We start from the raw sequence: 15,245 nt of genomic DNA, 5'->3' as shown, positions 1-15,245 counted from the left end.
GTCGCGCGCGGGCTTTATCCGGCGAAATAGCGGAGCACTTCGGCCTTGAATTCCAGCGTCAGGCGTGAGGGCCGCGACACATTCGACACGGCGAACGCATATTGGTGCAGGATCGGTGGGGCGAAGGGGCGGGCGACGAGCGGTTTGTGGAGATAGGGTTTTACGAGCAGCGCGTTCAAAATCGCCATCCCATTGCCCCGTGCCGCGAGCGCGCAGGCCGAACCATGGGTGTGGGTTTCGATCGCGACGCTGGGCCGCAGGCCAAAGGAGGCGAAGGCGGCATCGACCTGCGTGCGCCAGTGGCGTCCGGCGCCCAGCAGGATCAGCGCGTGGTCGCCGATGTCGGCGGGCGTGATCGTCTCGAGCGCCGCGAGCGGATGGTCTTCGTGGAGCACGCACACCGATCCGCTCGACACCACCTGTTCGACTGCAAGATCGCTTTCGTCGGCGGGGAGCTTGACGAAGCCGCAATCGACATAACGCATCGCGATCATCGAGCGCGCGGTTTCGACGCTGCGCGAGTCAATACTGAACTCGACGCCGGGAAAGCGTTCGCGAAACTGGGAGACGATGTCGGGCAGGACGCCTTCGGCAAAGCTTGGAGGCGCGACGACGCGCACCGTTCCTGCCGAATAGCCGGCGATGTCGCGGACCATGCTGTTGAACCGGTCGAGGCTCGCGAGCGTCAGTTCGACCTCTTGAAGCAGCTTGATGCCGTCGGCGGTCGGCACGAGCTTGCCGCGGTCGCGGTAGAAGAGGTCGAAGCCGACATTGGCCTCCAGCTGCGCGATCAGCCGGCTGACTGCGGGCTGCGACAGCGACAATTGCTTTCCGGCGGCGGTCGCCGACCCGGTTCGCATGATTTCGGAAAAGACGCGCAGGGCGCGAAAGCTGACCTCCTTGTCGGCGATGGCGCCAACAGGGGCCAGCGGCTTGTGCATCTCAGACCGTCTCCGCCATAGCGATGATGGGCAGGAGGAGGCGCGAGCTTTGGCCCGGCCCGAAATGGACCCGATTTTCGGCGCGCTGTGGCGTTGCATCGGGCAAGCGCCAGTCGCTGTTGGGATTAATGTCGAAATGCGGGAAGTTGCTGCCGGCGATTTCGACCCGAATCCGATGCCCCGTTGCGAAGCGGTTGCTCATCGGGAAGGACGCGATTTGCACCTGATAGACCTTTCCGGCTTCCATCGCCTCGGGGGTCTCGAACGAATTTCGGAACCGCATCCGCAAAATGCCGTGCGCGATGTTGAGCGCATAGCCATCGGGATAATCCGCGCTTGGCGGATAAACATCAACGACTTTGATCGTGAAATCGGTATCGATCGCGCTGGAGCTGACGAAGAGGTCGGCGAGGACTTGTCCGGTTAGCTCGATAGTGTCCACCAGCGGTGCGGTTTCGAAGACCAGCACGTCGGGGCGATCAGCGAGCGCGCGAAAGGGCGGCTTCGAGCCGAAGAAATCGGGGCCCTCGCGCTGGTCGAACCCGCCGGCATCCATCACCGGAGCGCCCGATGCGATCGGGCCGCCGATCGTCGGGACGGGATTGTACGGATCGTGGATGAAGCTGCGGTGCCCCGCTGTCGCCGGCGCGCTGTCGGTCAGTCCGCCGTCGGCGTCCAGATAGAAGGGAGTTTCCTGCGTTTCGGGAAGCGGCCAGGCGGTCGCCGTGCGCCAGCGCCCGCCATGATCGAGGCGGCCGCTTGGCAGCTTTCGGCCCGAGCCGCCGCCCATGGTGAAGATATAGACGGGTTCGGGCAGCGGGTCGGGGGTGGCGTCGCGCTTCAAATGATGGTCGAACCAGCGGCGGCGCAGCCCGATATAGTCGCCAAACAGATGATCGAGTGTCGCGGCCGCGCCGAAATCGGCGTCGCCTGAGAAGGTCAGCGAGCGCTTGCCATGTGTCCAAGGGCCCATGATCAGCTTGACCGGGCCGCGTTTGCGCGCCGCGAGGCCGGTGAAATTCTCGATAGCGGTCAGCGCATAGGGGTCGTACCAGCTCGACATATGGACCATCGGCACGTCGGCGAATTCGTCGTACCAGCCGCGCGCATAGAGGCCGCGCTGCTTCCAGAAATCGGAGAAATTCTCCTCATTCCATTGTTCTAGGACGAAGCTTTCATATTCGGGAGCGGCGGCGACCGGCGAATGGCCGGGTGTCCACCGCTCGACGCCGATCCAGTCGCGGATATCAACCGCCGCGAGGGCTTCGCGTCGCGCCGGATCTTCCATCGTTGCGCGCGCGAGCCGGGCATGTTTCAGCGCCCAGGTCAGCTGTTTCAGCTCATAGGCGCCGCCCTGCCGGATGCCGCTATGATAGGCGCTGGAAAAGCCGCCGGAATCGAGGAACATTGCGGCGAGCCCCGGCGGGGCGAGGCTGGCGAGCGCCGCCTGAACATGCGCGCCATAGGACAGGCCCAGCGTCCCGATCCGGCCGTTGCACCAGTCTTGCGCGCGGATCCACGCGAGTGTGTCGGCGCCATCCTCGGCCTCCGACATATATTTGCGGAAAACGCCTTCCGATCCATAGCGGCCGCGGCAATCCTGCAGGACGAAGGCATAGCCGTCGGCAGCAAAGATGCGTGCGATCTCGGGCTTTGACAGCGGCTTGTCGTTCGCGATCGAAAAATCGGCGTGGTTGGTGCCCTGCTTGTCATAGGGGGTGCGCTCGAGCAGCACGGGCAGGGTGGCCGCGCCTTCGGGAAGATAGATATCGGTGGCGAGATGCACGCCGTCGCGCATCGGAACCATGACATTGGCGAGCAGCCGGATCGGCATCATCTGTGTCACCGCGTCGTCACGGCATAGGTCGCGGGCGCGCCCGGTCCGACAGGAATGTCGAAGCTGGTCCACAGGCCGATGAGGCAAAGCCCGGTCAGTCCGATCGCGATCGAGAAGGGCAGCATCATCGCGATCAGTGATCCGACCCCGAAATCCTGACGCCAGCGCTGGGCGAGCACGAGGACGAGGACGAAGTTCGATGCGACGGGGGTTACGATGTTGAAGATGGAATCCCCCATGCGATAGGCGGCGGTCGTCATTTCGGGCGACACGCCGAGCAGCATCAGCATCGGCACGACGATGGGCGCCATCGCGCTCCATTTCGCCGACGCCGACCCGATGACAAGATCGAAGACCGAGGACATCATCAGCAGCAGGATCAGCATCACCGGGGTCGCGAGCTGCTGCGCGCGGAGCCAGTCGGCGCCGTTGATCGCCATCACCGGGCCGAGGTTCGACCAGGCGAACATCGCGATGAAATGCGCGGCGAAAAAGGAAATGACGAGGAAAGGCGTCATCGTCGCCAGCCCCTCGGTCATCATCTTGACGACGTCGCGGTGCGAGCGGACCGAACCGACTGCGGCGCCATAGGCCCAGCTGCAGACGAGGAAGAGCAACATGAAGCCCGCGACGAGCGAGGCGTAAAAGGGTTCGAGCCGCGCGGGCCCCGCGGCATCCGAGTTGATGAGCGGCGTATAGCCGGGCCACAAAGTGAGGGCGGCGAAGAGCAGGACGATCACGAGCGCCGCAACGCCCGCGCGCCGCAAGCCCTTGGCTTCTCCATGCGCGTCGGTTGTTTCGGTGCGATCGGCATCGAACTGCGGGCTGGTCCACGCGCCGAGGCGCGGTTCGACGATGCGGTCGTTCACATACCAGGTGATGGGGATCAGCAGGATGCCCAGCGTCGCGGTGAACCACCAGTTGCCGAGCGGGTTGAGCATATGGTCGGGGACGAGCAGCTGGGTCGCCGATTTGGTGATACCCAGCATCAGCACGTCGAACTGGCCGGGAAGGAGATTGGCGGCAAAGGCGCCCGAAATCCCGGCATAGGCGATGGCGATGCCGGCGAGCGGATGGCGCCCGGCGGCGGCAAAGACGATCGCCGCAAGCGGAATCAGCACGACATAGGCGGCGTCGGCGGCCTGATGCGACAGGAGGCCGATCAGGAAGATTGCGGGGCTGAGCAGGCGGTTCGGCACATTGCGCATCGCGCGCGTCATCAGCGCCGAAAACAGCCCGGAGCGTTCGGCAACCGCCGCGCCCAGCATGACCACAAGGATCAGCCCGAGCGGCGGGAAATGCGCCATGGTGTCGGGCATGGCGGTCAGCAGCTTGCCGACATTATCCTCAGACAGCAGGCTTTTGGCGACCAGCGTCTCGCCCGTCATCGGATTGACGGCGCTCCATCCGAAAAGCGCGGCGGCAACCGACACCGCGACGAGCAGCGCGATCAGGCCGAGGAAAATGAAAACCGGGTCGGGAAGGGCATTGCCCAAGCGCTCCACCCGGTCGAGCCATTTACGTGTTTTGCTGTCCGCTGGCATCGTCGAGCCGCCCCGCTATCCTGATCCAGAGAGGATGCCGTGCCGGTCGCCCGTGGGCAACCGGCACGGCGATCCGGTTACATCTTCACCGAGAAGCTGGCGTAGAGGAAGCGGCCACGCGCATCATAGGTGTAGATGTCATAGTTGATCGGCGCGTTGGCGTAGGAAGCTGGCGGCGCCTTGTCGAACAGGTTGTTGACGCCGATGCTGAAGCGCGCCGCGCCATCGTTGATGTTGAAGCCGATTTCGACGTCGGTGTAGATGATGGAATCGGTCCGGGCGTCCTTGACCGCATTCACGGCATCGGTCGTCGGGCCGATATAGCGGCCGCGTAGCGTCGCGTCGGCCGTCTCGCCGGTCCAGCGCAGCGATGCCTGGCCCTTCCAGCGCGGATAAGTGGCGCGCGGGGTGTCACCGCGTCCCGCCCGTTCGTCGACGATCGGGTCGCCGCCGGCGGGGTTCGGCGCTGTCGTCTTGAACGAATTCAGATAGGACGCATCGACGACCGCTGCGAAGCGACCGATGCCGGTGCCAAATTCATAGCGCAGCGTCGCATCGACGCCGTCAGTCTCGATCGAGTTCAAATTCTGCGCGCCCTGTAGCAGTTCGAGGATCTCGCCGGTCCCGCTGTCGCGGCTGACGAGGTCGCAGAAGATGCCGCCGCGGACCGCGCAAAGCTGCATGATCTGGGTCGGGGTCTGCGATGCGATCGCGTCCTTGATCTTGATCTTGTAATAATCGACCGTCAGCGACAGGCCGCGCACCGCGCTGGGGGTGATTGAGACACCGGCGCTGAACGTGTCGGCGGTTTCGGGCTTCAGATTATTGTTGCCGCTGATGACGCCGGGGATCAGGCCGTTGAGGTTGTAATTGGCCTGATTATAACCGGTCGGAACGCCCGCGCAGCCGGGCAGGTTCGGGTTTGCCGAAGCGCCGCCGTTGCACGGATCATTGCCCTGGAAGCTCGTCTGGCGCGCGCCCTGATACAGCTCGAGGATCGACGGAGCGCGGAAACCCTGCGAATAGGTACCGCGGATCAGGATGTCGTTGATCGGGCGGTAGCCGAGGCCAGCCTTCAGCGTCGCCTTGTTACCGACGGTCGAATAGTCCGAATAACGGCCGGCGAGGCTGAGTTCGAGGCTTTCAGCGAAGGGCTGGTCGCGAAGAAGCGGAACGTTGAGTTCGGCATAGGCTTCGTGAAGGTCATAGCTGCCGACCGTTGCAGTGCGCGTCTGCGACGTGGTCGTCGTATATTGCGCGGCCAGGAACTGCGATGCCGAATTCACGAAGGCATCGGGGGCATCGAAGCCGCGGTTCTGGCGATATTCGTAACCGACCGCGAGTGCGACCGGCCCGGCGGGCAGCTCGAACAAATTGCCCGTCACGTTGAACGCGGCATTGTAGAGTTCGGTGCGGTTATATTCGCGCGTCGTATAGCGGATATAGGCCGCCTGCTGTTCGGTCATCGGGCCAAACAGGTTGATCGGCACGCAGCCTGCGGTAGCGGCGCAGATCGCCGGAGATCCCAAGCCGAGGAACAGATTGTCATAGTTGATGCCGTTTTCGGCCATGGTGTGGATGCTGTTCTTCGAATAGGATCCAAAGACATCCCAGCGCCATTCGCCGCCGCCGATCTGGAAGGTGCCATCGACGCCGACCGAGAAGCGGATCGTTTCGACATCCTGCGAATTGTTGCGGTTGCCGACGTCGCCCATCACCTTGCGGATGCGCCAGGCGCTGTTCGCGCCAAAGCCGAGGGCGTTGGCCCCGGGCACGCCATTGGCGGTGCCGAACGGGTTGAAGGCATGACTGTTTGGAATGGAGAAGCCGCGCACCGTGCCGGCGGTGCCGCCGATGTCGAGCAGGACGGGCGAGAAGAGCTGGCTCGACTTGCGGCGGTTGTACACGCCTTCGAGCTTGATCGTGACGTCGTCAGTCAGTTCATAGTCGAAACGGCCATAGAAGCCGTAGCGTTCCGACGGACCTGCCGAGTAAATGCCCTGCGCCTGCGTGTTGTAGAAATCGCCCGGCAGGGCGCCGACATGGAAGGCGTTGTCGGCCAGATTGCCTGCGCCAATGCTGGCCCCATTGTTGAGGATGATCGGATTGGACGAATTGCCAAAGCCGGCGGCGGTGCCGAAATAGCCGTTGCCGGCGAGGCCGGGCAGAATGAACAGGCCGTTGGGATTGGTGCCCACACTCGTTTGCGGTACCAGCGTCAGCCGCGTCAGATCGCGCGCGTCGGTGCGGATCGCGTTGGATTTGGCGTAGCTCGCCGACAGGATGAGCGACGCGCGGTCCCAAGTCTTGCCGCCGGTCAGCATCGCCGACGTTTCGGCGCCGTCGCCATAGCTGGTGATGCCGGCGCGGACCGAACCGCGCAGGCCATCGAACGGCTGCACCGTCTTGATGTTGACCACGCCCGCGATCGCATCGGCGCCATAAATGGCCGACGCGCCGTCCTTCAGCACTTCGATGCCGTCGATCATGCCCTGGGGCATGGTGTTCAGGTCGACAAAATCGCGGAAGCCGCGCTGGCCGACGCCGTCGACCCAGCGATGTCCGTCGACCAGCACAAGGACGCGGTTACCGCTGCCCTCGGCGCCGCCGAGATAGCGCAGGTTGATCGAACTGGCGCCATAGGAGGTGCCCTGCGTGCCGTTCGAGTTGAGGCTGACGCCCGCCGACGGCAGTTTCTGGAGCAGGTCGCCGATGGACGAGGAGCCCGACCGGCTGATGTCTTCGGAGGTCAGCGTCAGGATGGGGCCAACCGAGTCCGCATCCTTACGGCCGATGCGCGAACCGGTGACGATGATGTCGCCGCCGGTGTCGGCATCCGAAGCGGTCTCTTCTTCGGCGACCTGTGCATGGGCGAGAGCAGGCCAGGCGAGGGCGCTCAGGCTGATCCCGGCCGCAGCGGCCAGTCGGGCGAGATGGCACTGCCGTGCGAAGCGAGCGGATACAGCGGTCATATTTTCTTCCCCATTTACGATTCGGCTTTTGACCTAGTGCGAAGGCGAGGACAGGAAAATATTATGACGGCTGCATATGGGCCCATAACAAATTCGCATAAGCTTGCCGTGTTGAAAGCAGTCTGAGTATGGGATGGTTCAGAAAAAGGGGGAGAAGCATGGTTTATCCGCTCGCGCCGACGCGCCGACATCTGCTTGCCGCCGGGATCTCGATCGCCTTTCTGCCGGTTCCGGTGATGGCGCGAGGCCGCCCGCTCCGCATCAGTCTTTTGGGGCAGTCGCTGATCAAGAAAGATCTGCGGACGATCGGCTGGCGAGAATTGGACGCGTTCCGCAGCCTGCTCAAATCTAGCGACGTTATTTTTACCGACCTCGAAACGGTTATCGCGGGGCCGCTGGCCGGGCAGTCGACGCGCCCGGCGGACAGCGAAGTGCTCCATGTCGGCGACCCCGCCGTGATCGACTGTCTGCAGGCGATCGGCGTCAATATCGTCGCAACCTCGAACAATCATGCCTGGGATCTCGATAGCGGCGGAATCCTGTCGACCATCGATGCGCTCGATCAGCGCAAGCTTGCCTTTGCGGGCACCGGGCGCGATCTTGCCGGGGCGAGTGCGCCCGGATTCCTGAAGGGGAGGGCAAGCGTCGCACTGGTCGCTGCCGCCGCGGGCGCGATCCGCGAGGGAGCTGCCGCGACCGACAGTCGGGCCGGCGTCAACGAACTAAGGCGCGGGGCTGATGGTGCGTTGCAGCCGGCCGATGTCGAACGCTATCTCGCCGCGATCTGGCTGGCAGCGAAGAGCGGCGCGACTGTCATTGCCTATCTGCACAATCATTATTGGGAGCCGCGCAAGTCGGACACCCCCGCCTGGCAACGCGAGCTTGCCCGGCGCGCGGTCGATGCGGGGGCCGTTGCCTTTGCGGCGCATGGCGTCCCCGAAATGCAAGGCGTCGAATATTACCGCGGCTTTCCGCTTTTCCACGGGCTGGGATCTTTCGTCTTCCAGTCGGAAAAGGCGCCCGGCGCTTATGGTCCCGAGGCCTGGCAGTCGATCATCGCCGAACTGGAAGTCGGCAAGGGCAAGGTCGAGCGCGCGCGGATCATTCCCGTGCAACTCGATGCACGCGGCGTCGTGCATGACGGATCGCTGGTCAGGGGTAGTCCCAGCCTAGCGACCGGCGCCGGAGCACAACTGATCCTCGATCGCGTCGCGGTCCTGAGCGCCGCTTTGGGCGATGGCATCGCTTTTGGGAAGGCAACCGTATCGGGCCGCGATACCGGTCCTGTTTCGGCGATGATATCGGCGGACTAGATTTTGCGGCGTTCGATCGCGAAGACGGCAAGCGGCTTCATCAGCCTCTGCGGTGGTACGGACCCTTCTGCCGTGGCGATGCGGGCATCGATCCGGCTTTACAGGATGCGATCAGGTCAGGCCGGGCCTGAAGAGGATCGTCTGTGCCTCCGCCAATAATTGGGGATGCGACATGATTTGGTGTCGATGCCCGGTAAAGTCCAAGCCGCCCAAAGGCTTGGCCGTCAGTCGGATTCCCTTGAGAATCCGATATGCTGAATTGCTATAGAAAGCCGCAGCAATATTATTTTTCACATAGGCTTCGACCCCTCATTTTCAGTCTGGATCAGGTTGCGACCGCGCATGCGAGCCAGGTAGCGACCCGATATTTCATTCGCGAAGGGGGCGACGAGATGAGAAAAATTTGTGGCGGGAATCGGACGTTGCTGTTGCTGGGGGCGATGTCGGCGCTGACGGTGCCGGAACTGGCGCTGGCGCAGCAGGGGGCGGCTGCGACGGGCGGGCTCGAAGAAATTGTCGTGACGGCGCGCAAGCGCTCGGAGAATCTGCAAGCGGCGCCGCTGTCCGTAGCTGCGCTGAGCGGCGACACGCTGGAAAAGGCAGGGATCGACGAGTTTTCCGAGATCGCGGGCCGGATTCCCGGCTTCACGCTCAATCCCGACAATGTCTCCGAGCCCAATATCTTCCTGCGCGGCATCGGAACCGATATCGAAAGCGCCGCATCGAACGCGGCAATCGGTTTCTTCCTGAACGACGTCTATCTGCCGCGTGCGCAGGGCACTGCGATCGAATTATTCGATCTCGAGCGCGTGGAAATCGTCCGCGGGCCGCAGGGCACGCTCTATGGCAAGAATGTCGTCGGCGGTGCGATCAACTTCATCACGCGCAAACCGACCGACGAATTTCGTGCGGGCGTCGAGGCGGGGATCGGCAATTACGGCAGCTTCGATATCAAGGCCAATGTCGCTGGCGGCATCGGCGAAGGACTGTCGGGGAGCATCGCAGCGACCGCGCGCCGCCACGACGGCTATGCCTTCAACAGCTTTACCGGCAATGACGTCGAGGATCTGACCGCCTTTGGCATACTCGCGCAGCTGCGCTATCAGCCGAATGACAAGCTCGACATCTTGCTGACCGGCGATCTGACGCGCCGCCGCGCGCGCGGCAAATGGGTCGATATCCAGATTCCGTCGGATCATAATATCCCGTTCGTGAACCCCGATCGCCGCCGCGGCCCGAACAATATCGACGGCAAGCAGGACGCCGATCTGGGCGGCGTCCACCTGACCGCCAATCTGGATGTCGGCGTCGGCACGATCACTTCGATCACCGCCTATCGCGAAGGCAGTTTCAAGGCGGTCAACAACGATGCGGGCAGCTTCATCGACTTCACCCAGATGATCTATGGTCCCGGCGGCCGGATCGATTTCGGCGCGATCGATCGCGACGCGTTCAACGATGACTATTATGTCAACGACAAGGATGAGACGTCGAACAGCTTTTCGCAGGAGCTGCGTTTCCGTTCGGATTTTTCCGGCCCATTCAACCTGCTCGCGGGCCTCTATTACCAGCATGAGAAGGTCGAGCGCAGTGAGATCGCCGACTATATTTTTGTCGACTTCTTCGCGCAGGGCAAGGAAATCGCCGAGACGAAGCTGAAGAGCGACACTTGGGCGGCGTTCGTTGAGGGCAGTTTCGACATCACCGATACGCTGGGCGTCACCGCAGGCATCCGCTATACCAAGGACCGCAAGCGCTTCTCGGTCTATCGCGAGACGATTGGCGACTTCCTCGGTGCCGAATTCGAGGATGAGGACGGCAATTTTACCCGCGCTTTCTCTGCGACCAGCAAGAAGAGCTGGGATGCCTGGACGCCGAGCATCAACCTGCATTGGCAGCCGGCGAAGGACGTCTATCTCTACGCGCTCGTCTCCAAGGGCTATAAGTCGGGCGGCTGGAACGGCGAGAATGCGACCAATCCGGGCGAGGCGCGCGTCGCTTATGACCCCGAATTTGCGCTGAATTATGAGGTCGGGGCCAAGACGACCTGGCTCGACAACCGGCTGCGCTTCAACATCACCGGTTTCTGGACCGAATATAAGGATCTCCAGACCCAGCAATTCGTGATCTTCGACCCCAATCTGCCCGCCGACAATGTCATCTCCAACGCCGGGAAGGCGCGGGTCAAGGGCATTGAGATCGAGAGCATGGTCGTGCCCTTTGACGGGCTGACCCTGTTCGCCAACTACACCTATATGGATGCGAAGATCACCGGCGACCTGATCAGCACTGAGCTGCAATATGATCCCGACTGCTTCTGCTCGGTACCGGTGCCGACCAATCTCAAGGGCAATGTCCTGCGCCGTTCGCCCGAAAATTCGTTCAGTATCGGCGGTGACCTGACCGTGCCGCTCAGCAGCCGCTTCAACGGTTTCGTGCGCGCCGACTATAATTGGACCGACGATTTCTTCTTCGACAATGAAAACAGCCTGCGCACCGCGCAGGAGTCGGTGGGGGTTCTCAACGGTTCGATCGGTATCGCGACCGACGACGACAAATGGGAGTTCCGGGTCTGGGCCAAGAACCTGACCAACGAGCTTTATGAATCGGGCAAGTCCGATGTGATTGGTTCGGTCCTCGTCTCCTACAACCCGCCGCGTACTTACGGGGCGACGATCCGGTGGAAATATTGATCGGATAGTTGGGGGCGCGGCGATGCGTATCGGGTTGATCGGCTTCGGCTTCATCGGGGCCGAACTGTACCGGCGCTTCGCCGCGGATTCGGCGTCGGCGGAGGTCGTTTTCGTCCACAATCGGACCCCCGACCGGCTCGCCGCGATCCCGCCCGATATGGTTCTGGACGATCTGGCCGATGCGGCGCGCTGCGCCCCGGAACTGATCGTCGAAGCGGCGGCCCCCGATGTGACGCGCCGCCATGGCGAGGCGTTCCTCGCCTTTGCCGACTATATGCCACTGTCGCTCACCGCGCTGGCCGATGATGTGCTGCGCGACCGGTTGGAAGGCGCCGCGGCGCGGTCGGAGCGGTCGCTGCTGATCGCGCATGGCGCGCTCGTCGGCATGGATAGCCTGATCGAATGGCAGGGCATGTGGGACGAAGTGACAATCACCTTCCGCAAGCCGCCCGCGAGCCTTGGTCTCGGTGCAGGGCAGGGCGTGGGGGAGGAACTGTTGTTCGACGGCAGCGTCCGCGATGCGGCGCGGCGCTACCCCCACAATGTTAACGCGATGGTCGCCTGTGCGCTCGCGACGACCGGGCTCGATCGCTGCCGCGCGCGGCTGATCGCCGACCCGGCGATCGATCATCTCGAACTCGCCGTCGAGGCGAGCGGGCGCGACGGCTCGCGGCTTTCGATACGCCGCTGCCAGCCCGCGATGGGCGTGTCGGGCAGCGAAATGGCGGCCGCCGCCTATCGATCGGTGATGCGCGCCGGCGGCATATCCGAACCGATGGCCTTCGTGTGACGAGCGACCCCGGCACCGCACCAGCGGCGGCAACCCCCATACAGCAGACTGTCGACGGGCTGGCGTTCGGGAGGTTTCACGCGCGCGTGCTGGCACTCGTCGCAGCGGTCATTCTGCTCGACGGTTTCGACATCCAGCTGGCTGCCTTCGCCGCCCCCGCGATCCTCGCCGACTGGGGCATCGGTTCTGCGGCGCTGGCGCCGGTGATGGCGGCGTCGCTTGTCGGCATGGCGTTCGGGACCAGCATCGGCGGGCGGATCGGCGACCGTTTCGGGCGTCGGCCTGCGCTTATCGGCGCGGTGCTGTGGTTCGGCGCTGCGGCGATCCTCACCGCGCTCTGCACCGATGTGACGAGCTTTTCGATCCTGCGCTTTGTCACGGGGCTGGGGCTGGGCGCAGCGGTGCCCAATGCGACCGCGCTGATCGCCGAATGGATGCCGGTCCGGGCGCGCAACTATGCCGTCACCGTCATCTCGGTCGGCGTGCCGTGCGGCGGGATAATCGGCGCCGCGATCGCGTCGTGGCTGATCCCGGCCTATGGCTGGCCCGCGGCGTTCCTGCTCGGCGGCGCGCTCCCGCTGCTGCTGAGCATCGTGATGCTGTGGGGCTTGCCTGAATCGCCGATCCTGCTGGCGCGGCGCGGCGGCAGCGACGACCGGATCGCGGCGATGATCGCCGACGCCGGTGGATCGGCTCCGGGGCCGTTCGCCCCACCGCCTTCCATTGCGGATGGCGAGCATGTGTTCGGCCCGGCCTTGCGGCGGTCGACGATCGGAATGGGTATCGCCTTTTTCGCGGCCTTGATGGGGGTCTATGCACTGTTGAGCTGGGTGCCCGTTTTGCTCTCGGGCGCCGGCTTTCCGATGGACCGCGCGATCCGCGGCGCGATGATCCTCAATCTTTCCGGCGTCACCGCCTCGTTCGCGCTGACCTGGCTGATGCTGCGCATCGGTTCGCGGAAGACGCTCATCGGCACCGTCTGTGCCGGGGCCGCCGCGCTCGCGCTGTGGGCGACGCTTTTGCACATGCCCGGGGCCTCACCCGCCGTCATCCTGCTGGGCCTGGCATTGACCGGCGCGACGATCCTGTCGTTGCAGGTGTTGCTGCTCACCCTCTCGGCGCATGTCTTTCCGGTCGAATGTCGCGCTGCCGGGATCGGCTATTCGATCACCTTCGGCCGGTTGGGCGCGATATTGAGCGCGTTCGGCGCGGGGGTGTTGCTGGCGCAGCCGCACGGCAGGCTGCTATTCTTCGCGATGGTGGCGGCCGCGCTGGTCATATTGGCGATGGGGGCTATGCTGATCGACCGGCATCTGCCCGCGCGGCCGCGCTAGACCGAAGCCGCGCTCATCGCGGCGGCCACGGCTTTTCGGGCGCCTTGAACGACGGCCTGCCGAGCAGCGGCGAGGTCAGCGCATAGAAGCCGTGGTTGGTGAACGCCCACAGGATGTTCCGGTCATATTCGGCAAAGACGCCATAGGTCAGATTGCCCTGCGATTCCCCGCCGGTTTCGGCATCGGTCGGAAAGCGCGGGATGAAATAGCCGGAAATCTCGGGCTTGGTCGGATCCTTTACGTCGAAAATCTGCACCCCGGCATTGTAGAAAGCATAGGAGACGATGCCGTTGCGGAAGTGCCCCGGCTGCGTGAGATAGCCCGATCGCTTGGGCCCGAAGCTGCCGCGGCGCTGGCAGAAATCGGTGAAGGCGGCATCGGCAGGCGGCGTCGGCCGCGGGAACTTTGCCGCGATCGCCAGCTTGGCGGGATCGCGCGCGTCGATGACGAGAATATCCTTATAGGGTTCATAGCATTCGTCATTCATCGGATAGCCGTTGCTGAAGATATAGCCGGTTCGCTCATATTGGCTGAGGTCGACATTATCGAACTCGGTCCCGGCAAATTTGGGCACCTGGTTCACATGGCCGACGATTTTGATGTCGGCGGGGTTGCTGACATCGAGCGAATAGAGCCCGAGCCCGGCCATCGCGCCGAAGGCGATTTTGCCGCCTTCATCGGGGGCTTTGGTCATGAATGGCGGCATGCGCGATCCGAACCATGAGGTGCGATTGCCTGCGCGCGGATTCTGCAGATAGGCCGCGTCATGATCGGGGTCGCCGAGGATCTGGCCGGGGGCCGCGAACTGGCTGACAAAGGCGGGGTTGGCGGGATCGCTCATGTCCCACACCTGATATCCCGGCGTGTAGATATAATCTTCGAACTCGGTCAGCATGAAACGGTCGTCGGGCGCGGTCGACAGGAACATATATTTCCCGCCGCTCCACGCCGGAATGTCGAGCGCCCCCGATCCCTGCTGCTGACCATAGGGCGCATCGGGATGGCGATAATCGGTGGTCCGTTCGGCGATCAATTTCCACTGGTCGGGGGTCGGGCCGTCCATCGCATAGACGCGAAACCCCTTGAGCCCGTTCCACTTCTTGAGCGTCTTTACCCCGTCGGGCTCGCGATATTTTGCGTCCATCACGCCGTAGCGCGGCACCTCGAACGCCTGCACCATCACATATTTGCCGAGACCCTTGTGCCACTGGATATTGGCGGCGCCAAAACCGTCGCCCTTGGGATAGGGATTGACGGTGTCGCGCTTGCCATGCGCGACGACGCGGTGCCCGCGGCGATAGACGAGCCTTGCCTTTCGCGGGTCGGTGATATCGAAAATACCCAGACCCGACCGGTAGTAGACATACATATAGCGCTTGTTGCCGAAGTCAGCGATCGACTGCCATGTGTGTCCGGTCGACGGGATGAAGTCGTAAAAGGCCAGCACATCGACATTCTTCTTATAGCTTTTCTGGTCCCAATAGCTGAGTTGCCCAGGGAAGCCGGGCGCCTTTCGGACCAGCGGGGTGGATTTGGGGTGAACGAACTTCCCGCTTGCCGGGTCCATGCCATAATCCTTGCCCGGAACGGGGGCAGGGGGCTTGCGATCGTAAGTGAGGTTCCACCAGGCGCGGATGTCCGGGTCGGGAATCTCCTGTTCGGATGCGGTCAGCGAAGGTTGGGGGAGTGTGTTGCCCTCGGGTGGATCGCTGGCGAAGACGGGTGAGGCCGCCATGACGAGGGCAAGGACGCAGCCAAGACCTGAATATTTACGCTCGATATGCCGCATGCCAGCCTCCCCGAATTACAATCTTGGCAAGG

Annotated in this window: 9 protein-coding genes; 4 read left to right on the top strand and 5 right to left on the bottom strand. The window is 63.4% G+C overall.

The window, feature by feature from the left end:
* Positions 1-14 precede the first annotated feature (14 nt).
* The 4 genes from CDQ91_RS01805 to CDQ91_RS01790 form a co-directional block, all read right to left on the bottom strand.
* Positions 15-941: a LysR family transcriptional regulator gene (locus tag CDQ91_RS01805; RefSeq protein WP_088470987.1), complete on the bottom strand. Its 927-nt coding sequence runs from the start codon at positions 939-941 to the stop codon at positions 15-17.
* Between the two features lies 1 nt (position 942).
* Positions 943-2,778: a CocE/NonD family hydrolase gene (locus CDQ91_RS01800; RefSeq protein WP_088470986.1), complete on the bottom strand. Its 1,836-nt coding sequence runs from the start codon at positions 2,776-2,778 to the stop codon at positions 943-945.
* Between the two features lie 5 nt (positions 2,779-2,783).
* A complete protein-coding gene (locus CDQ91_RS01795) occupies positions 2,784-4,322 on the bottom strand; it encodes an AbgT family transporter (protein ID WP_088470985.1) in 1,539 nt (512 codons plus the stop codon).
* 77 nt (positions 4,323-4,399) lie between these two features.
* Positions 4,400-7,294: a TonB-dependent receptor gene (locus tag CDQ91_RS01790; protein ID WP_088470984.1), complete on the bottom strand. Its 2,895-nt coding sequence runs from the start codon at positions 7,292-7,294 to the stop codon at positions 4,400-4,402.
* Between the two features lie 158 nt (positions 7,295-7,452).
* Between CDQ91_RS01790 and CDQ91_RS01785 the strand changes: the two genes are divergently transcribed.
* The 4 genes from CDQ91_RS01785 (at position 7,453) to CDQ91_RS01770 (ending at position 13,424) form a co-directional block, all read left to right on the top strand.
* Positions 7,453-8,607 carry a CapA family protein gene (locus tag CDQ91_RS01785; RefSeq protein ID WP_158213592.1) on the top strand — a complete coding sequence of 385 codons (1,155 nt, stop codon included), beginning with the start codon at positions 7,453-7,455 and terminating at the stop codon, positions 8,605-8,607.
* 392 nt (positions 8,608-8,999) lie between these two features.
* Entirely contained in the window at positions 9,000-11,300 is a 2,301-nt protein-coding gene (locus CDQ91_RS01780; RefSeq protein WP_158213591.1) for a TonB-dependent receptor, read from the top strand.
* A 22-nt stretch (positions 11,301-11,322) separates the two neighbouring features.
* A complete protein-coding gene (locus CDQ91_RS01775; RefSeq protein WP_088470981.1) occupies positions 11,323-12,090 on the top strand; it encodes an aspartate dehydrogenase domain-containing protein in 768 nt (255 codons plus the stop codon).
* Positions 12,087-13,424 carry an MFS transporter gene (locus CDQ91_RS01770; protein ID WP_158213590.1) on the top strand — a complete coding sequence of 446 codons (1,338 nt, stop codon included), beginning with the start codon at positions 12,087-12,089 and terminating at the stop codon, positions 13,422-13,424. Before CDQ91_RS01775 ends, CDQ91_RS01770 begins: the two co-directional genes overlap by 4 nt.
* Positions 13,425-13,437: 13 nt before the next feature.
* On the opposite strand, the gene CDQ91_RS01765 is transcribed toward CDQ91_RS01770, so the two are convergent.
* Positions 13,438-15,213 carry an LVIVD repeat-containing protein gene (locus CDQ91_RS01765; protein ID WP_088470979.1) on the bottom strand — a complete coding sequence of 592 codons (1,776 nt, stop codon included), beginning with the start codon at positions 15,211-15,213 and terminating at the stop codon, positions 13,438-13,440.
* Between the last annotated feature and the right edge of the window lie 32 nt (positions 15,214-15,245).

Source organism: Sphingopyxis witflariensis (assembly GCF_002205635.1).
Taxonomy (GTDB): domain Bacteria; phylum Pseudomonadota; class Alphaproteobacteria; order Sphingomonadales; family Sphingomonadaceae; genus Sphingopyxis; species Sphingopyxis witflariensis.
Note: the sequence above shows the minus strand (reverse complement) of the source record. Positions and strands in the feature narration are given on the sequence as shown.

Excerpts from the sequence above, each read along its gene's own strand:
- CDQ91_RS01805 (WP_088470987.1), bottom strand. The coding sequence starts at position 941 with ATGCACAAGCCGCTGGCCCCTGTTGGCGCCATCGCCGACAAGGAGGTC.
- CDQ91_RS01800 (WP_088470986.1), bottom strand. The coding sequence starts at position 2,778 with ATGATGCCGATCCGGCTGCTCGCCAATGTCATGGTTCCGATGCGCGAC.
- CDQ91_RS01795 (WP_088470985.1), bottom strand. The coding sequence starts at position 4,322 with ATGCCAGCGGACAGCAAAACACGTAAATGGCTCGACCGGGTGGAGCGC.
- CDQ91_RS01790 (WP_088470984.1), bottom strand. The coding sequence starts at position 7,294 with ATGACCGCTGTATCCGCTCGCTTCGCACGGCAGTGCCATCTCGCCCGA.
- CDQ91_RS01785 (WP_158213592.1), top strand. The coding sequence starts at position 7,453 with ATGGTTTATCCGCTCGCGCCGACGCGCCGACATCTGCTTGCCGCCGGG.
- CDQ91_RS01780 (WP_158213591.1), top strand. The coding sequence starts at position 9,000 with ATGAGAAAAATTTGTGGCGGGAATCGGACGTTGCTGTTGCTGGGGGCG.
- CDQ91_RS01775 (WP_088470981.1), top strand. The coding sequence starts at position 11,323 with ATGCGTATCGGGTTGATCGGCTTCGGCTTCATCGGGGCCGAACTGTAC.
- CDQ91_RS01765 (WP_088470979.1), bottom strand. The coding sequence starts at position 15,213 with ATGCGGCATATCGAGCGTAAATATTCAGGTCTTGGCTGCGTCCTTGCC.